Origin of the sequence: Schaalia odontolytica, from assembly GCF_031191545.1 — a bacterium.
In the GTDB taxonomy this organism is placed as follows: Bacteria; Actinomycetota; Actinomycetes; order Actinomycetales; family Actinomycetaceae; genus Pauljensenia; species Pauljensenia odontolytica.
This window is the reverse complement of record NZ_CP133472.1, coordinates 1,924,929-1,943,072: the sequence shown is the minus strand read 5'-3', so window position 1 is coordinate 1,943,072 and position 18,144 is coordinate 1,924,929. Positions and strand designations below refer to the sequence as shown.

12 protein-coding genes are annotated in these 18,144 nt (G+C 63.9%); 5 read left to right on the top strand and 7 right to left on the bottom strand.

The window, feature by feature from the left end; genetic code table 11:
* Window positions 1-43: 43 nt before the first annotated feature.
* The 4 genes from RDV55_RS08290 to RDV55_RS08275 are packed head-to-tail and all read right to left on the bottom strand — an operon-like array spanning window position 44 to window position 4,282.
* Window positions 44-754: a copper homeostasis protein CutC gene (locus RDV55_RS08290; RefSeq protein WP_174703814.1), complete on the bottom strand. Its 711-nt coding sequence runs from the start codon at window positions 752-754 to the stop codon at window positions 44-46.
* Window positions 751-1,683 carry an ROK family protein gene (locus tag RDV55_RS08285; RefSeq protein ID WP_111823762.1) on the bottom strand — a complete coding sequence of 311 codons (933 nt, stop codon included), beginning with the start codon at window positions 1,681-1,683 and terminating at the stop codon, window positions 751-753. The genes RDV55_RS08290 and RDV55_RS08285 overlap by 4 nt, the downstream gene beginning before the upstream one ends.
* A complete protein-coding gene (locus tag RDV55_RS08280; protein ID WP_111823761.1) occupies window positions 1,680-3,137 on the bottom strand; it encodes a M81 family metallopeptidase in 1,458 nt (485 codons plus the stop codon). The genes RDV55_RS08285 and RDV55_RS08280 overlap by 4 nt, the downstream gene beginning before the upstream one ends.
* On the bottom strand, window positions 3,134-4,282 hold the full coding sequence (locus RDV55_RS08275; RefSeq protein ID WP_111823760.1) for an ROK family transcriptional regulator: 1,149 nt from the start codon (window positions 4,280-4,282) through the stop codon (window positions 3,134-3,136). The genes RDV55_RS08280 and RDV55_RS08275 overlap by 4 nt, the downstream gene beginning before the upstream one ends.
* Window positions 4,283-4,531: 249 nt before the next feature.
* On the opposite strand from RDV55_RS08275, the gene RDV55_RS08270 reads away from it, so the two are divergent.
* The 4 genes from RDV55_RS08270 (at window position 4,532) to RDV55_RS08255 (ending at window position 10,335) form a co-directional block, all read left to right on the top strand.
* Window positions 4,532-6,337: a peptide ABC transporter substrate-binding protein gene (locus tag RDV55_RS08270; RefSeq protein WP_111823759.1), complete on the top strand. Its 1,806-nt coding sequence runs from the start codon at window positions 4,532-4,534 to the stop codon at window positions 6,335-6,337.
* Between the two features lie 80 nt (window positions 6,338-6,417).
* A complete protein-coding gene (locus tag RDV55_RS08265) occupies window positions 6,418-7,377 on the top strand; it encodes an ABC transporter permease (RefSeq protein ID WP_111823758.1) in 960 nt (319 codons plus the stop codon).
* Window positions 7,374-8,273 carry an ABC transporter permease gene (locus RDV55_RS08260; RefSeq protein ID WP_111823757.1) on the top strand — a complete coding sequence of 300 codons (900 nt, stop codon included), beginning with the start codon at window positions 7,374-7,376 and terminating at the stop codon, window positions 8,271-8,273. Before RDV55_RS08265 ends, RDV55_RS08260 begins: the two co-directional genes overlap by 4 nt.
* A gap of 10 nt (window positions 8,274-8,283) precedes the next feature.
* The gene (locus RDV55_RS08255; RefSeq protein ID WP_111823756.1) at window positions 8,284-10,335 is read left to right on the top strand and encodes an ABC transporter ATP-binding protein; all 2,052 of its coding nucleotides are present in this window, start codon (window positions 8,284-8,286) and stop codon (window positions 10,333-10,335) included.
* A 259-nt stretch (window positions 10,336-10,594) separates the two neighbouring features.
* Here the strand turns inward: RDV55_RS08255 and RDV55_RS08250 are convergent, their stop codons facing one another.
* Both RDV55_RS08250 and RDV55_RS08245 read right to left on the bottom strand, forming a co-directional pair.
* Window positions 10,595-10,876, bottom strand: a complete 282-nt coding sequence (locus RDV55_RS08250) for an HU family DNA-binding protein (protein WP_003790058.1) — start codon at window positions 10,874-10,876, stop codon at window positions 10,595-10,597.
* Between the two features lie 162 nt (window positions 10,877-11,038).
* Complete coding sequence (locus RDV55_RS08245; protein ID WP_245907695.1) at window positions 11,039-11,323, bottom strand: LacI family DNA-binding transcriptional regulator; 285 nt, start codon at window positions 11,321-11,323, stop codon at window positions 11,039-11,041.
* 192 nt (window positions 11,324-11,515) lie between these two features.
* Between RDV55_RS08245 and RDV55_RS08240 the strand changes: the two genes are divergently transcribed.
* Window positions 11,516-13,456, top strand: a complete 1,941-nt coding sequence (locus RDV55_RS08240; protein WP_111823755.1) for a solute carrier family 23 protein — start codon at window positions 11,516-11,518, stop codon at window positions 13,454-13,456.
* 410 nt (window positions 13,457-13,866) lie between these two features.
* Here the strand turns inward: RDV55_RS08240 and RDV55_RS08235 are convergent, their stop codons facing one another.
* Window positions 13,867-17,847, bottom strand: a complete 3,981-nt coding sequence (locus RDV55_RS08235) for a S8 family serine peptidase (protein WP_111823754.1) — start codon at window positions 17,845-17,847, stop codon at window positions 13,867-13,869.
* Between the last annotated feature and the right edge of the window lie 297 nt (window positions 17,848-18,144).

The window sequence follows — 18,144 nt, the reverse complement described above, 5'->3', positions numbered from 1 at the left end:
TGTTTAACCTTACACCCCCATCAGCGATTTGTCAGACGAATCGCTATGCATTTGTTGGAATGCGTGAGCCGGGTGAGCCGTGCAGGGCAGAGACGATCCGCTCAACCTCGGCCTGGTCTGTACCGGAGGGACCGGGGGCACGCATGTGGACCTCGCGCGCACCGCAGGCTGCCACAACTTCGGCGACGTTGTGAGCGCGCAGACCACCCGACACCAAGATGACGATATCCTCTCCCCCGCGCTCCACGAGGCGGGCGAGAGCGCGCGGCTGTGCAACGGCCGGATCACCACCCGTCGTCAGCACGCGGTCATAGCCGAGCTCCATGAGAACGTCGAGACCTCGATCCTGATCTATCACCTGGTCGAAGCCACGGTGGAAGGTCAGAGGCGCGTCCTCAGCCGTATCACGCAGGCGCGCGGCTGCATCCACGTCGATGTTCCCGTCGCGCGTCACAACGCCGACGACAAAGCCAAGTCGCACCGGTGCGCCCCGACCGATCGACGAGAGGGTCTCAATATCAGAGGCGATGCGATCGACCTCCTCGCGAGTGTGGACGAAGTCACCTGGGCGCGGGCGTACGAGCACTTGGACACCGCCGGAGGGAGCCACCTCCAGGGCAGCCTGCACATCGTCGAATGCGGGAGTCAGGCCGCCACACGACAGGTCGGTGCAGATCTCGATGCGATCCGCTCCCCCGTCTCGCGCACGGCGCACACCCACAGCGTCTTCGACGCAAATTTCAACAATCGTCACGGCTGCCACCTCTCGTAGCACGTCGAGCCGCCAACGCGGGCGGCCAGGATCGCAGCACCCCAGCGACCGCCGCCTCCCCCGAGGGAAGCACGCACGATCTCAGGGGCCTCGCGGAATGTCAGCATCGACGCGAATTCCGCTCGCAGCGGTGCCAGTAGGTTCTCCCCCGCGTGCGACAGGCCTCCGCCAATGATGATGCGCTCGACGTCGACGGTGAGCGTCATGTGGGTGAGGGACAGCGCAAGGGCGCGAACAGCGGTATCCCACACCTCAGTCGCGACCGGGTCGTTGCCGATGGCGTCCTCGATGGCCTTCGCGCCAATGTCCTCGCCCGTTGCCTGTTCGTAGCGTCGGGCGATGCCCTTCGCGGAAGCGTAGACCTCCAGGCATCCACGCGACCCGCAGCGGCAGGATTCACCACCGGGGAAAACAGGCGAGTGCCCGACTTCCCCGGCGCTGAACGTCGCACCGCTCCACAGGTTGTCTCCGAGCATGAGGGCGACGGAGATACCGGTCCCGATGGGCATCATGAGGAAAGACGAGGCCCCGCGACCCGCGCCGAGGAGTCCCTCGGCCAGGCCCGCGGCGCGCCCATCATGCATGAGCGCGCAGGGCACGCCCGTAGCATCCTCGACCGCGCGCGCCAGTTGGACGCCGCGCAGTTCAAGGTTTGCCGCGTACACGACGGTCCCGCTCGTCTCATCGACGAGGCCGGGGCATATCAGTCCGAATCCGATCAGTCCCGGATAGCCACCCGCCAGCCCTGCACCGATGCGCCCCACCTGTGCGGCCACGGCCTCACGCTCGGTTGGCTGGTTGCCCTGCGTGAGAATCGTACCGGCCTCGTCGACGATCATCCATTTGATGGAGGTGCCGCCGATGTCGATTCCCGCGAATACGGGGCCCTGGGAATCCCTGACGGCACTCATGGCACAACGACCTGTGCATGCAGATCAGGATCTGCCATATCCGAATCGAAGGGGTACATCGGGCGCTCAATCTTGTGGTGACCGAGGCGGATGAGATCCTGGTCGACGCCGCCGGGGGTCAGCGCCATGAGCCAACCCTTCTGGGTCTCGTACAGGTCGGGCTCGAGGTAGCCGATCTTGACGACGACGACGTCGGCGGTGGTGATATCCACGCCGAGCAGCTCGAACTGGCTGTACATCGTGTACTGGTTGCGGTTCGTGGTCACGATGAAGCGCAACCCGCCCGTGCGCAGCAACGCGGTGCGGCCACCCATGGGATCGTCGGCGAGGGCCTCGACTCTCGCATGAACGTTGAGCGGTCCGGGTTCGCGGGTGTCGATGTGTCCGCCGACCTCGAGGTCGACCTCGGCACCGACGCCTGCCTCCCAGGCGGCACCCGCCGCGACGGGGTCAATAATCGAGGCGTAGACGATGTCGAGCGTGGCATCTTGGACGGGCTTCCACTCGAGCAGAGCCTTCAGTGCAACCGTCACGTCATCCGCGCCACCGGCCCCCGGGTTGTCACCGGAGTCGGAGATGAAGAAGGGCTTGGGGCCATCCTCTGCGGCAGCCAAGCACTCTTTCATGGAGGCGACGGGGGCGACGAACTCGAAGGCATCGCGCACGTCCCAAAAGTACTGGCCGATGCGCTCGGCCTGCTCCTTGACGAGGCCCGCATCGTCGCCCGTGACGACGACCGCCCCCTTGCAGCGGGGCTGGTCGGCCCACGCGAAGCCGATCCAGATCGCGGCGTCCAGGATGCCGTCCATCTCTTCGATGGGGTCGATCATCTTGTAGAGAGACTTCGCGGGCTCGATGCGGGTCGAGGTCTTTTCTCCGGGCAGCAGGACGGGGACGTGAACGAGGGCCTTCACTGGCTTGGGCTGCCCGTTCAGGAGGCGCATGCCCAGGTTGTAGGCGGCGCGGCGGCGCGACTCGAGGGCATCCTCATGGGGCGCGAGGCGGTAGCAGGTGAGAATATCGCAGCCGTCGAAGAGATCCTGGGAAACATTCCCGTGCAGGTCCATCGACGCACTCACCATGGGATCGGGGCCGATGACACCGCGGATCGCGTTGATGAGGTCACCCTCTGCGTCGTCCATGCCCTGGACGCTCATGGCGCCGTGAATGTCGAAGAAGAGGCCATCGAGGGGACCCGCGCCAGCGAGTCCTTCGAGGATTTCCGCCTTCCACGCGTCGTAGGCACCGCGCTCAACGACGCCGCCGGGCAGGGCGCGCGAGTGCAGGACGGGGATCCATTCGATCTGGGTGGCCCAGTCCTCATCACGCCAGTAGAAGCGGTCCATGAGTTCTTCGCCACGGGTGACAATGAAGTCGTCGGCGGTGGACATATAGGGCGTGAACGTCGAGGATTCGATGTGGATTCCGGCGACCGCAATACGGGGTTTGGTCATGAGCGATTCTCCTTTGAGAACTTGGTCGGGGTGAGTGTCGAAAGCCCCCAGAGCGCCGCTTCGCGCCCTGATCGAGATGATTCGGTCACGAGGTTTTCCATGATCGAGGGGAGGCAGGATTGGTGGAGGGCTGCGCGCACTCCGGCTGTGAAGGCGTCGACGGCGGAGAGGGCTCCTCCGACGATGACTGCCTGAGGTGCCAGAAAAGACACGAGGTGAGCGAGGCAGTGCCCCAGGAGGGCACCCGCATGCCGGATGGCGGTTGCAACTTCGGGGACGCCATCGCGGGCGGCGGCCAAAAGCTGAGCGTTGTTTTCGTAGACGAGGCCGGAGGCAGCCAGGTCAGCGCGGATGGAGTCGGCGGACGCGATGGTCTCGAGGCAGCCGACGTTGCCGCACTTGCAGGGACGGCCAGCGGCGGCTTCGACGGGTATGTGGGAAACATCCCCTGCCAGTCCGCCCTGCCCCACCTGGGGCACGCCTTCAACGAGGTAGGCACCTCCGATGGCGGATCCAGCCTTGACGTAGATGAGCGTGTCAATGGGCGTGACCCCTTCGAGGCGACGTCGGAAAACGGATTCGCCGATGGCTCCCGCGCGCGCGTCATTCTCAATGAGGGCGGGTAGGCCGCAAAACTCCGTCACGACCTCGGCGACGTTGATGCCGTCCCACCCCGGCATGCGGGCGGGACGGATGACGCGCGAGCGCTGTGCGTCGACGGGGCCGGGGACCGCTATGGTGAGGCCACCGACCCGCACACCGGCAGCATCTTCCTGGCGGGAGACTTCGTCCATGACGGCATCGAGCACCGCCCGGGGTCCTTTCGCGATGTCGACGAGGAGACTGGTTGCCTCCCCAACTCCGCGAACCGGATCCGTCAGGGCGACGAGGCCGTGGTGGGCCCCCAACTCGACGAGGGCGAGCGCGCCCGCCCCGTCGGAGGTGATGAGGCGGCGCGCACGCCGCCCGCCGGTGGAGACGGAGTGGTCCGCCTCGGCGATGACCCCGGCCTCGACGAGGCGCGAGACGGCGGCTGACACCGTTGAGGGTGCGAGACCTGTCTGCTTGACAAGAGCGGGCCTCGTATCAGCTTGACCGGATCCAATCAGTGTCAGAACAGTCTCGTCGACGTCATGCGTAGCCATGACACCTCCTCTGCGTACCTATGCGGTAACTACAACGTTACACCGCGCTCATCATTGAGAACAGGATCAATTATGCCTCATCGAAGAAAGTCCGACACTTCTTTCATCGAAATTCATCGTTATTTTTTCGTAACATTCCGTATTTTGGCGAAAGTGGCAACATTCGCTAACGAACTGTCATATGATGAACGTCATCTGACAGGGTTGTCATCCGTCAGTGTCCCCGATCAACGTTGATTTGGAGCAGTCATGAACCTGAGAAAGAAGCGGTGGATGATCACCGGAGCGGCGCTCGCGATGGTCGCCTCTCTCGGACTGTCCGCCTGCGGCGGCAGCGGAAGCGGCGGTCAGGCCGCCACCTCCGAAACCGGCAAGAACGAGGTCACGATGGCCTCGCGTACCCCCAACTGGATCTTCCCGGTCTCGGCCAAGGGCTACACCCAGGGCGAGAACGGTCAGTTCATCCAGGCGATGTACCGTCCCCTCTTCGCCTACAAGTCCACCTCCGAGACCCCCTACAAGATCAACCTCCCCAAGTCCCTGGGCACCGTTCCCGAGGTCTCCGAGGACGGGATGACCTACACCATCAAGCTGCGCGACGATGCCAAGTGGTCCGATGGCACTCCCGTCACCTCCCGCGACGTCGAGTTTTGGTGGAACCTCGTCACCAACAACAAGGAGGAATGGGCTTCCTACAAGAAGGGCTTCTTCCCCGACGGTGCCGATCTGAAGATCGTCGACGAGCACACCTTCTCCATCACCACGGAGACCAAGTTCGCCCCGGCCTGGTTCATTGACAACCAGATCAACAAGGTCGCACTCCTCCCTCAGCACGCCTGGGACAAGTCCAGCGCCGACGAGGCCGTCTCTGACATGGACCGCACCCCCGAGGGTGCCCAGGCTGTCTTCGCGTACCTGCAGGGCGAGGCTAAGAACCTGTCCTCCTACGCCACCAACCCCCTGTGGCAGACGGTCAACGGCCCCTGGAAGCTCGCGGAATTCACTCCCGACCAGGGCCTCAAGCTCGTTCCCAACGAGAACTACTGGGGCGAGGACAAGCCCAAGATCGACGCGCTGATCTACAAGGCCTTCACGGGTGATGACGCCGAGTTCAACTCCGTGCGTTCGGGTGCCATCGACTTCGGTTACATCCCGGCCGCGCAGTACAACCAGCGCTCCGCTGTCGAGGGCAAGGGATACAACGTCTTCCTGTGGCCCGGCAACTCCATCACCTACCTGGCTCTGAACTTCCACGAGAAGGCTCCCGGCTCGAAGTTCATCAACCAGAAGTACATCCGCCAGGCGATGCAGCAGCTGATCGACCAGCCGACCCTGTCTGAGAAGATCTGGTCCGGCACCGCCTCCCCGACCTGTGGCCCGGTCCCGATGGCCGCCGACAAGGTCGGCACCACCGAAGGCTGCGTCTACAAGTTCGACCCCGAGGCCGCCAAGAAGCTCCTCGAAGACCACGGCTGGAAGGTCGTTCCTGACGGCGATAGCACCTGCGAGAACCCCGGCACCGGTGCCAACCAGTGCGGCGAGGGCATTGAGGCCGGCGACAAGCTCAGCTTCAAGCTCGTTTCCCAGTCGGGCTTCGTCTCCACCCACCAGATGTTCGAGGAGATTATCTCCCAGTTCGGCAAGCTCGGCATCAAGATCGACATGAACGAGGTTCCCGACTCGGTCGGCGCCTCGCAGGCATGCGACGACGAGACCCCCTGCACGTGGGACCTGTCCTTCTTCGGCTCCCAGACCTCGTGGGGCTTCCCGATCTACGCCTCCGGCGAGCGCCTCTTCGCTTCTGACGCTCCCGTCAACCTCGGCCAGTACAAGAACCCCGAGGCCGACAAGCTCATCGAAGAGTCGACCCGCTCCTCCGAGCCAGGCGCTCTCCAGGCATACAACGACTACCTCGCGGAGGACCTCCCCGTTCTGTGGATGCCCAACCCGTACTACCAGATCACCGCTGTGAAGAAGACGCTCGACCTGGGCGAGCTCGACGCCACCGGCGACACCTGGCCCGAGGATTGGTCGTGGACGACCGAAGGTAAGTAGTTCCTTTGCCTTGACGCCTCATGGGGCAGGCGCCCGCACCCGCACATGCGGGCGCCTGCCCCCTAACCGCGGAGTTCGCAATGTTCCAATTCATCCTCAAACGCCTCGGCCAGGCGGTCATCGTTGTCTTCCTGGTCACGATCATCACCTTTATCCTCCTCCAGTCGCAGCCGGGCGGCGCAGCCCGCGCGGCACTCGGTAAGGATGCGACCCAAGAACAGCTCGCGGCCTTCGATCACGAAAACGGTTACGATCGCCCGATCCCCGAGCAATACGTCAACTACCTGAACAAGATTGCGCACGGCGACTTCGGCTACTCCTACCAGCACAACCAGTCCGTCAACGACCTGCTGGCGGCCCGTCTGCCCCGCACTATCTTCCTCTCCCTCCTGTCCACCATCCTGGCTCTCATCGTCGCGATCCCCCTGGGTGTATGGCAGGCCGTCAAGAGAAATAAAGCGCCCGATTACGTCGTGACGATCGCGTGTCTGCTCGCCTATTCGACGCCGATCTTCTTCGCGGGCCTCCTCCTCATCGTCCTCTTCTCCCAGGTGTGGCCAATCCTTCCCAACGATGCTCCACAGGGCGAGAATCTATCAGTCATGTGGGAGCAATGGGATCACCTCATCCTTCCCGTGTGCGCCCTGTCGATCGGCACGATCGCCGCTTACGCCCGCTACGTGCGCTCCTCGATGGTGGATAACCTCAACGAACAGTACGTGCGCACCGCCCGAGCGAAGGGCCTGTCGGAGTTCCGAGTCGTCTTCGTTCACACCCTGCGAAACGCGATGTTCCCCGTCATCACGATGATCGGCCTATACATCCCCGCGATGTTCTGTGGAGCCCTCGTCATCGAGACCCTCTTTAACTTCAACGGCATGGGCTTCATGTACTACCAGGCGACAGGCAGGCGCGACTACCCAATCCTCCTTGGCGTCGCCCTGATCGTCTCCTTCGCGACGGTCATCGGCGCGCTCCTGGCAGACTTCCTCTACGCCCTGGCTGATCCCCGTATCCGACTGGCAGGACGTGCCAAATGACCACTGTAACCGCACCCATTGCCGCGCCTGCCAAGGCGCGCAGCGCCCGCAAGTCGACGAAGCTGCAAGGCCTACAGGTCTTCATGGAGAACAGGCTCGCCGTCTTCGGAGTGTGCCTGATCCTCATCCTGATGGTCTTCTCGTTCATCGGCCCCATGTTCTATGTGACCGACCAGGTCCACACGGACCTGTCCAACTCTGCTCTGGCCCCCTCCTCCGAGCACCCGCTCGGTACCGACATGGTCGGCTACGACCAGCTCGGACGCCTCATGAAGGGCGGCCAGACCTCGATCATCGTCGGCCTGTTCGCTGGCATCTTCGCAACTACGATCGGCACGCTGTACGGCGCGATCGCCGGCTTCGTCGGCGGTTGGATCGACGCGATCATGATGCGCATCGTTGACGCGCTCATGTCCGTGCCCGTCCTGTTCCTCTTCATGCTGATCGCCACGATGATCCCGCCGACCGTCCCGGTCCTCATCATCATCATGTCGGCCCTGTCCTGGCTGGGTACGTCCCGATTGATTCGAGGCGAGGCCCTGTCCCTGCGCACGCGCGAGTACGTCGTCGCGATGCGCGGCATGGGCGGATCAATGCCCCGCGCAATCCGGACGCACATCGTCCGCAACACGATCGGAACAGTCATCGTCAACGCGACCTTCCAGGTCGCAGACGCTGTCCTCTACGTCGCCTACCTGTCGTTCCTCGGCCTGGGTGCCCAGCCTCCCGCCACCGACTGGGGAGCCATGCTCTCCAACAGCCAGTCGCACGTCTACTCGGGCAACTGGTGGCTGCTCTACCCGCCGGGCATCCTCATCATCCTCCTGGTCCTGTCGTTCAACTTCATCGGCGACGGCCTGCGTGACGCCTTCGAAGTTCGACTGCGCAAGAGGTGAGCACTGAACTATGAACACTCCACTCCTTCAGATCAAAGATCTACACACAGACATCGAGATCCGTTCCGGCGTGGTTCGCGCCCTGTCGGGTGTCGACCTGCACGTGAACCCGGGCGAGACCCTGGGCATCGTGGGCGAGTCCGGCTCCGGCAAGACCATGACGGCACTGTCCCTCATGGGTCTGCTACCCCAGGGCGGCAAGGTCTCCTCCGGATCGATCATCCTTGACGGACAGGACCTCACCCAGCTGCCTCTCAAGGAGAAGCGCAAGCTGCGCGGCACCAAGGTCGGCATGATCTTCCAGGATCCGCTCACCTCCCTGAACCCGACCATGAAGATCGGACTTCAGGTGTGTGAGCCGCTGCGCGTACACGAGAAGCTTTCGAAGAAGGAAGCTCTCGCGCGCGCGGTGGAGATCCTCAAGCGCGTCGGAATGCCTCGCCCCGAGGTGGTCATCAACAACTACCCGCACCAGCTGTCGGGCGGCATGCGCCAGCGCGTCATGATCGCCATGGCCCTCGTGTGCAAGCCGCGCATCCTCATCGCGGACGAGCCCACGACGGCCCTGGACGTGACCACCCAGATGCAGATCCTCGACCTCATCGACGAGCTGCGCGACGAGTACAAGATGGGCGTCATCCTCATCACCCACGACCTGGGTGTCGTCGCCGGTCACACCGACCGCGTCGCCGTCATGTACGCCGGGCGCATCGTCGAGACGGCCCCGACGAAGACACTGTTCACGGAGCCGAAGCACCGCTACACAAGCTCGCTCATGGCTGCGCTGCCCGAGCGCGCCCTCGCGGCCGGCACCAAGCTCTTCTCGATCCCGGGCGCTCCCCCGTCGCTGACCAACCTGCCGGTAGGATGCCGCTTCGCAGCCCGCTGCCTGTGGGCCACCGACGAGTGCCGCGCAGCCTACCCCGACCTGAGCGGGGACGAGAACCACACCTTCTCCTGCTTCCACCCGGTGCATGAAGGAGACGAATCTCCCGCGGTCCTGCAGGCCAAGCTGGATTCCGGCAAGGTCGCGGATGCGGCCGACGGCACGGCGCAGATCTCCCACGAGGTCCTGCTCGACGTCAAGGAAGCCTCGCGCGAGTATGAGTCTGCTGGATCCGGCTTCTTCAAGCGCGACAAGGGCGTTGTCTCCGCCGTCGACCGCGTGTCGATCACAGTCAAGAAGGGCGAGACATACGGCCTGGTCGGCGAGTCCGGCTGCGGTAAGTCAACCGTGGGCCGCCTCATCGCGGGACTGGAGCCCCCGTCAGGTGGTGCCATCGAACTGGATGGACGCGACCTGGCCACGCTCAGGGGACGCGACGCCGTGCGCATCCACCGCGACGTGCAGATGATGTTCCAGGACTCCTACGCGGCGATGGATCCGCGCATGCGCATCGACCAGATCCTGGCCGAACCCATGAGCATCCAGAAAACCGGCAACGCCCGTCAGATCGCCGCGCGCATCATGGAGATCCTCGAGCAGGTCGGCCTCACCGAAGAGATCCTAGACCGCTACCCGCACGAGTTTTCGGGCGGACAGCTCCAACGCATCGGCTTCGCCCGCTCGCTCACTCTCGCCCCCGATCTCATCGTGGCCGATGAGCCGGTCTCCGCTCTGGACGTCTCCGTCCAAGCGCAGGTCCTCAACCTCATGAAGGATCTGCAGCTGGAGTTGGGTCTTTCCTACCTGTTCATCAGCCACGACCTGGCGGTCGTTCAGTACATGGCGGACCGCATCGGCGTCATGTACCTGGGGCGCATCGTCGAGGAAGGCCCAGCGCACGAGGTCGTCTCGAATCCGAAGCACCCCTACACGAAGGCACTCATCGACTCGATCCCCGTGCCGGACCCCGAGTACGTCCACGACGAGAGCGCCATCAAGCTCACCGGCGAGCCGCCGAGCGCGGTCAACCCGCCCAAGGGTTGCCGTTTCCGCCCGCGCTGCCCGTTTGCCGGAGAGGAATGCAAGGTACAGCCCATTCTGACGGATGAGACGCACCGCGTGGCCTGCCACCATCCCCTCCTGCAGCTGAGCGTCAAGGAAGAGGTGGGCGTCTGACACACGGATCCATGCGAACTCCATGAGTTGCTCCCGGCCCGAGAATCGGGCCGGGAGCAACTTCATACGGACGGATGCTCGGTCGAGCCTCTCAGCGAATGTCTGGCAGCTAGCGAGTACGAGTCCCTTCCAGGTGGCGCAGGCCCACAAACAAGCATCCGTAGGGCCGACACGCTGGCGGGATCGTGGGTGCCCGGAGACGCGTATGGGGCGCGACCACGCGGTCGCGCCCCATAGGCAATTGGCTGTCGTCAGCGCGTCACTTGGAGACGGCCTTCTTCAGGGTGGAGCCAGCGGAGAGCTTCACGCCGTAGCCAGCGGGGATCTTGATCTCTTCGCCAGTGCGGGGGTTGCGGCCGGTGCGGGCGGCGCGCTCAACACGCTCGACCGAGAGCAGACCGGTGACCTTGACGGCCTCGCCCTTGGCCAGGGACTCAACGAGGACGGCCTGGAAAGCAGCCAGGGCCTCGTCAGCCTTCGCCTTGGTCAGGTCGGCGCGTTCGGCAATCTGAGCGACAAGCTCGGTACGGTTCACGGACATTGAGAAACCTCATTCCTGTTCGTTCTTGGTTACCACTGTCGTGGCCACGAATGACACACTACGAAATCTCTGAGGATTTCGCCGACTTTAGCGCCAGATTTCGCGGATTTCACGAAAATATCTCGTTTTTTCACCCAAATACCCTCAATTCTGTGTGACAGCTCACTCAAACTTGCCGACTGGTTGCAGTTCAGAGGCTCTCAAATGCGCCGCCATCGGCGCATTTTTCGTCACGAGAACTCTCTGACATGGCACCCGCGCCGAGAGTTCACCCCTCTCAACGCAGGGGGCACAGACACCCCCGAAGCATCGCCACACACTCGCTAAGGAAGTACCGATGGCGCCCTGCACGCGCTCGCGCGTCCGAGGCGACACACACCCCTTGCCGTTCACCACGCGAGACACCGTCTGATGAGAGACTCCGACCAATTCGGCCACGTCCACCATCGACGGAGGACGACCATTGCGCGTCATACCCGCCTCCCTCCCGCATGTGTCCCGCTTTGTTCACATCGTAAACGACAAGGGCCCGTGACATATAACTCGCCACACTTTGTGAATAACCTGCTAATCGCATCGGCTGATCACAGAGAATGGAGGGGTCCCTTCAACACTTGGATAAAGGTCCAGGAGACACAGATGGCATCAAGCCCCTCGTCCGCTCCCCACCCCGTCGATCAAGTCCCTCCCTTTGGGAAACTCACCATTCTGGGCATTCAGCACGTCCTCGCGTTTTACGCGGGTGCCGTGGTCGTTCCCCTCGTTATCGCCTCCGGCCTCGGGCTCGACAACCACACGCTGGTCCACCTCATTAACGCCGATCTGCTCACCTGCGGTATTGCTACCATCATCCAGTCGGCCGGCATCGGCCGCTTCATCGGCGTGAAGCTTCCCCTCATTCAGGGTGTCACCTTCACCGCCGTCTCCCCTCTCATTGCTATCGGAGCTGCGGCCACACCCCCCGGCGCCGACCCGAAGACCGGCCTGGCCACCATGTACGGCTCCATCATCGCCGTCGGCCTTCTCGTCTTCCTGGTCGCCCCCTTCTTCGCCAAGCTCCTGCGTTTCTTCCCACCGATCGTCACGGGTACGCTCCTGACCGTCATGGGCACGACGCTCCTGTCCGTCTCCGCCGGTGACATCGTCGCCTGGGCCGATCGGGCCGCCGATGACGCAGCGAAGGCAACCGCGACATTCGAGGCACTCGGCTTCGCTTTTGGAACGATCGCGATCATCGTCATCATCCAGCGCCTCTTCAAGGGCTTCATGGGCACGCTGTCCGTGCTCCTTGCTCTGCTCATCATGACAGCCGTTGCCTTTGCGATGGGCAAGACCGATTTCTCGGGCGTGGGAGAGGCCAGTTGGTTGGGTATCACCACGCCCTTCTACTTCGGCATCCCGAAGTTCTCGCTCACCGCGCTCCTCGCCATGATCATCGTCATGGCCGTGACCGCCGTGGAGACCACGGGCGACGTCTTCGCCACCGGCGAGGTCGTGGGCAAGCGCATCGCCCCGCGCGACATCGCTAACGCCCTGCGCGCCGACGGCCTGTCCACCCTGCTGGGCGGCGTCCTCAACTCCTTCCCCTACACCTGCTTCGCGCAGAACGTCGGCCTCGTGCGCCTCACCCGCGTGAAGTCCCGCTGGGTCGTCACCGCGGCGGGTGTCTTCATGATCTTCCTGGGTCTGCTGCCCAAGGCGGCGGCCATCGTCGCGGCGATCCCGCAGCCCGTCATCGGCGGCGCCTCCCTGGCCATGTTCGCCAACGTCGCAGTCGTCGGCATCCAGACCCTGGCGAAGGTCGACCTGCGCGACAATCGCAACGCCGTCATCGTCTCCACGTCAATCGGCCTCGCCCTCCTCGTGACTCTGAAGCCCGGCATCGTGAGTGTCATGCCCTCCTGGCTGCAGATCATCTTCGGCTCCGGCGTGACCATCGGCTCGCTGACGGCCATCATCCTGAACCTCCTGTTCTTCCACATCGGACGCCAGGCCTCGCCGGACGTGGCCCTGGTGGACGGCAAGAAGATCAACCTGGACGACGTCAACGCGATGGATCGCGACCAGTTCGTCGCCACCTTCTCGACGATGTTCTCCTCGCACACCTGGCCGGTTGAGCGCGCGTGGGAGTCTCGCCCCTTCGCCTCCGTGACCGAGCTGCGTTCCTCCTTCGAGGACGCTGTCCTGGCGGCCAGCCCCGAGGAAGCCGAGGAGCTCATCGCGTCCTACACGGACGTCGTCTCCCTGGTCCTCGACGGAGCGGGGGACGAACAGTCCAGCTCGGACACCTCATCCCTGTCAGTGGGCGAGGTGACCCCCGAGGAAGCGGAGGAGCTGCGCGCCCTCGCCGCCGCCTACCACGAGAAGTTCGGCCGACCCCTCGTCATCTGCGTGGACAACGTGGTGGACCGCAAGCACCTGCTGTCCTCGGGCTGGCGCCGCGTCGAACACTCCCCCGCCCGCGAAGCACGATTCGCCCTCGGCGAGGTCATCGACATTGCGGACCTGCGTTTCGATCAGCTGGTCGCCGACGCGAACCCCATGCGCGCCGCGTGGGACGCGGGTTTTGAACGTCTCTGAGCGTTCTCGATCAACGAGGCCGGGGCACGTCGGGCAGTGTGCCCGACGCGCCCCGGTTTTCCGGCCACGTACCGCATTCCAGGTGGAGATGCCAGCAGGGATGCAGATACGTCGAGGGGCCGACCTAATGGTCGGCCCCTCGACGTATCCCATCAACACAGTGCAAGTTAACCCAGAAAGCTCCTCAATGGTGTCTCGTCGGCATTGCTCGGGCCCGAGTGGCCCGTGCCGTGTTCCCTTGTGATGACACCTACTGTAGGAGCCCAACCTTGCGACGCCAGCAATGGGAACTGAGAAAGTCCTGGAATTGTAACCCCGCAGGCAGCTAATGGGTCACAGACCAGTGCGCGCCCCCGGAATTGCTCCGGGGGCGCGCACGACCGGGTAGGCTCAGCGCCTCCCCTGCAATGTCAGCCGATCCACTGGCCGTTATCGGCGAAGCGGTACCACTGCCAGCCGATCCATTGCCAGCCGGTTGCCATCGCTCCGTTGCCGGGCGTCAGGTAGTACCAGTGATCCCCGTCCTTGAGCCAGCCGGTTGCCATCGCTCCGTTGCCGGGGGACAGGTAGTACCAGCGTCCCCCATCCTTGAGCCAGCCGGTGACCATGGCACCGGAAGCGGTGCTGAGGTAGTACCAGGAACCACCATCGTGTAGCCAGCCGGTTGCCATCGCACCACGACCGGGCATCAGGTAATACCAGGAGGGACCGTCCTTAACCCAGCCGGTCGCCATGACGCCAGTGGTGGGATCCAGGTAGTACCAGGTCATGCCGTCGAGCACCCAGCCGCTGGCTTGTTTACCGGAGGAGACGTGGTAGTACCACGAGTCGCTCTCCCACACCCAGCCGGTGCGCATGTAGCCGCGCTCGTCGAATCGGTATGTGCCTTCGTCGATGACGGCCACGCCGTTGCTCGGGTAGGTGCCGTCGTTGTAGCGGTACCACCAACCCACACCGTTCCACTTCCACTCACCGGCTTGCGGGGCGGGGGCCGGCCCGGGTGCCGGGCTCGGGTCACTGTGGAGGCGCACTTCCTGCTGGGCGGGGTTGAGGCCCCAGTCCCAGGCGAACAGGTAGGAGGTGGCCGGGGCTTCGCCCGTGCGGCCCATCTCCTGCCAGGCTCGGTTCAGCTCGGCGACGGAGACCTCACAGTGGTAGCGGTGCGTACCGTCAGCTTGGATCTCACCGTCGTCTTCGATGAGCTTGCGGAAGTACCACGCCCCGCCGGCGGACTCGTGGAAGTCGATGCCCGTCAAGGGCGAGTCGTCGGCGACATCGAAGGAGATCGTGCGTTCCTCGCCCTCACCATGGACCGTCACGTTGGAGATGACGGGGGCCTTCGTATCCAACGTGAACTCGTAGCTCATCTGGTGGGTCTGTGAGGAGGGGCCGTCCGTTGCCGCCTCGAGCGTCAGCGTGTAGCGTCCGTCAGGCAGCGCCTGACCCGACTCGTCGTACCCGTCGAAGACGGGTTCCTCACCGGAGAACTCACCGGGCTTCGTCCAGCCGGTCGCCAGGTCGTACAGAGACTTGCGCACGCGGTTGATCGTGTAGGAGTTTACGGTTTGACCTGCGGAGTTGCGATAGGTCAGCCTCACCGATGGGACGGAACGCAGCATGCCCGTGAGAGGAACGATCTCGTCGGGGGCATTGGCAAGCCCGGCACGCGACGCGATGAAGCGGTCGGGGTTGATCTTGCCGACCAGGTTCACGTACTGCTTGTCCGACAGCGGATTCAGAGAACCCAAGGGGATTGAGGAATGGGCGTTGACCAGTGCGGATCGGTAGACGTGCACGGGTGTCGTCTCGTTATCTGACCACTTTCCGTCGAATACGTTGGGGATCCCCCACGATCCGTAGAAGCCCAGGTACGGCACCGTCAGGCTCGGCGTTTCGTCGACGCTGGCGAAGGTTACGGCACCGTCGATGAATGTTCCCTTCGGGGTGTTTTCCTCGGCGGCGGTGATGAAGTCGGCCTCGGGCGTGACGGTGACGGTCACGGTCGCGCTCGACCGAGCGGGAACGGAGATCTGCTGAGCGTCGCCAGCCTCGACCACTGCCTCACCCGAGAAGGCCAGGGAAATTCCCTCTCCCACCCAGTTCCGGGAGTGTTCGAGGAGGATTCCCTCCTGCGCAAGTTCCGACAGTGCCTGACCGCCGAGCGTGTACGTGTGGGCGGTGTCGGAGAGGTTCGAGAGCTGTACCTGGAAGGTCCAGCCCGTCGTGCCGTCACCCAGGTCAGCTTTGGGGCGCGAGGGGTCGGCCGCTCCGATGACCGTCGGGTAGACGCTCGCGGTGGTCGCGGCGAGCGCATCGACGGCACCAGCCCCCACCTTGCGCGGTGAATAGTAGCTTCCGTCGCCCAGCTCGACGTCGATGAGCGGGCGGGCGGTTCCCATGAGGAAGTTCGTGACGAGCGCGCTCTTGTCCGCGTCGGACTTGCCCGCAAACAGAGGATCAGTCGCGATGCGCTGGCGCACGAGAGCACTGATGCCAGCGACCTGCGGGGACGCCATCGATGTGCCGGAGAGCCGCTGGTAGTCGTTCCCAAGGACAGCCGAGAGGATGTCACCACCGGGTGCCGCGATCTCGGGCTTGAGAGTCAGGTCGGGGGCGACACCCCACGAGGAGAACTCTGACGCCGTTGGGTTGTTCGAGGCCAGTACGACGCCCGAGTGGGTGACTCGCACGAAGACGTCTGCGCCATCAGCGTCCGCGATGGCCTCAATGATTGCCTTGGCGTCCATCTTGGAGATGGTCACCGTCGGGATCGTGCGGGTCGAGCCCACGAGCGCCTGGTAGGGGGTCTCAGCCTCGTCGGTGTCCGCGATCATGAGGGCCGCGGGTGCGTGGCTGAGGGCTGCCAGATGAGAGGCCTTGAGCTCGTCGGTCATTGTCTGCCCGCTGCGAGTATCAGTCCCGCCCTTGTTCTCGAGAACGATCACGTCAGATAGATCGCTTCCCGTGAGATGCTCGAGCTCGTCGCTGCCTCCCGCTCCTGCGAAGACAACACGGTAGTTCTTGTCGACGATGTCGCGCAGGCCGGGCACGTTCTCACCCCGATCGTCGAGGGCGTTGCGGTAGGCGATCTTTCGGTCACCCAGCTCCACGTAGGGCAGAGCTTCCTGGTTGTCGATCGAGGCTACCGCCAGGGTTGACTTATAGGAGGCGGGTTCACCGAGCGTACCCGTGTCGGGGTCTGTCGCGAAGGGCTTGTTCTGTCCGCTGTTGTTGCCGTATGCATTGGAGAAGGCGTTACCCGCGGCAGCGTTGACGGTGATCCCCGCGTCTGCCAGGGCTTTGTACACGTCGGCGAAGATTGTTCCGGCTTCGCTGCTCATACCGGCGTCGTCACCGAGGGAAAGGTTGATGACATCCGGCTTGATGACGAGTGCGTCGTCGAGGGCAGCCAAGATGGCGCTATCAGTCAGGGAACCATTCGCATCGGATGTCACCTTGGCGACGACGATCTGAGCATGGGGTGCTGTCCCCTGTAGAACGTCCCCATTGGCCGCCGCGATCGCGGTCACATGAGTGCCGTGGGACAGGTCCTTCGCGGAGTGGGGCACGACGTCGGCGTCATTGTCGGCATAGTCGTAGGCGAAGGGAATCTTACTGTTGACGTAGGTGCCGGTCTTGCCGTGGGCGAGCGTGGAGGTGAAGGCAGCCACGTCGGCCGCTGTCATCCGCACGTCGACGCCATCCATGGAGCCAGAGAAGGCGTCGTGATCGAGCTGTAGGCCAGAGTCGATGACCTCGATGACCTGGCGATCCCCCTTCTGGGTCGCCTCGTTGGCGCGAGTCATCGCCAGGGATGAGGCGTTCTTGAGGGTGGGGTTGCCCGCCCCGTCGGCGCTGGTGTCCATGGTGGCGCGCACGCGTTCAATGAAGGCAGCCTTCACTCCGTCGGTCGCCTGGATAGCTGCAAGCGCGGAGCCGGGCGCTTCGATGGCGAAGCCGTCAAAGGCGTGAGAGTAGTCGCGCACTGTGGTGGTCTGAGCGCCGGGAACGATGTCAGCGACGGCGGAGGAGATGCGCGCCTTCACCTCGTCGTGCTTTGTGCTCGAGGACAGACCGAAGACGCGGCGGTGCCAGGGAACGCCCGCGTCGCCCTCCTCAAGCTGGACGATGATCGTCGTCGGGGTGTCGTCGACCGATTCCCGCGTGTTCGAGGCATCGGGCAGGGTCAGCCCACCGGCGTCGGCCTGGCGGACGGAGAGGAGAACGTCCTCAACCTGTGTGCCTGGCTGGTCCTTGGGTGACGAGGCCGGGGCTGCGGGGAGCACATCGCCCGGCGCAGTGGTCGCCGCGAAGGTCGGAGAGTTCACGCCGCTAAGGGTGAGGGCTCCGGTCGCGACGAGCGCCAGTACCGGGATTGGTCGTTGGGACATGTATCGCTCGCTTACGTGTCGACTAGGTGACGATCATGGTCGCGCCTGGAGGAGGCACCGCCCCATTATCCAGAAGTTGCTTCACTTGTGCAGTATGCGTTTGTTGCCAACGGTACCTAGCGGTGCGCCGCTTTCCGCCTGCGCAGCAGACGCAAAGAGGCGCAATCGTGCGATTGTGTTACCCCACGATCGGAGCGTGAGTCGCGAGTGGGTCGCCGACACGAAGCACGCAAGAACCACTCTCCCGGCTCGATCTGTCCATACCTTGATATTTTGTGCGAGCTCTCCGGATATGCC

Coding starts and splice junctions, on each gene's coding strand:
- RDV55_RS08285 (WP_111823762.1), bottom strand. CDS start 1,683: ATGAGTGCCGTCAGGGATTCCCAGGGCCCCGTATTCGCGGGAATCGAC.
- RDV55_RS08280 (WP_111823761.1), bottom strand. CDS start 3,137: ATGACCAAACCCCGTATTGCGGTCGCCGGAATCCACATCGAATCCTCG.
- RDV55_RS08275 (WP_111823760.1), bottom strand. CDS start 4,282: ATGGCTACGCATGACGTCGACGAGACTGTTCTGACACTGATTGGATCC.
- RDV55_RS08270 (WP_111823759.1), top strand. CDS start 4,532: ATGAACCTGAGAAAGAAGCGGTGGATGATCACCGGAGCGGCGCTCGCG.
- RDV55_RS08265 (WP_111823758.1), top strand. CDS start 6,418: ATGTTCCAATTCATCCTCAAACGCCTCGGCCAGGCGGTCATCGTTGTC.
- RDV55_RS08260 (WP_111823757.1), top strand. CDS start 7,374: ATGACCACTGTAACCGCACCCATTGCCGCGCCTGCCAAGGCGCGCAGC.
- RDV55_RS08255 (WP_111823756.1), top strand. CDS start 8,284: ATGAACACTCCACTCCTTCAGATCAAAGATCTACACACAGACATCGAG.
- RDV55_RS08250 (WP_003790058.1), bottom strand. CDS start 10,876: ATGTCCGTGAACCGTACCGAGCTTGTCGCTCAGATTGCCGAACGCGCC.
- RDV55_RS08245 (WP_245907695.1), bottom strand. CDS start 11,323: ATGGTGGACGTGGCCGAATTGGTCGGAGTCTCTCATCAGACGGTGTCT.
- RDV55_RS08240 (WP_111823755.1), top strand. CDS start 11,516: ATGGCATCAAGCCCCTCGTCCGCTCCCCACCCCGTCGATCAAGTCCCT.
- RDV55_RS08235 (WP_111823754.1), bottom strand. CDS start 17,847: ATGTCCCAACGACCAATCCCGGTACTGGCGCTCGTCGCGACCGGAGCC.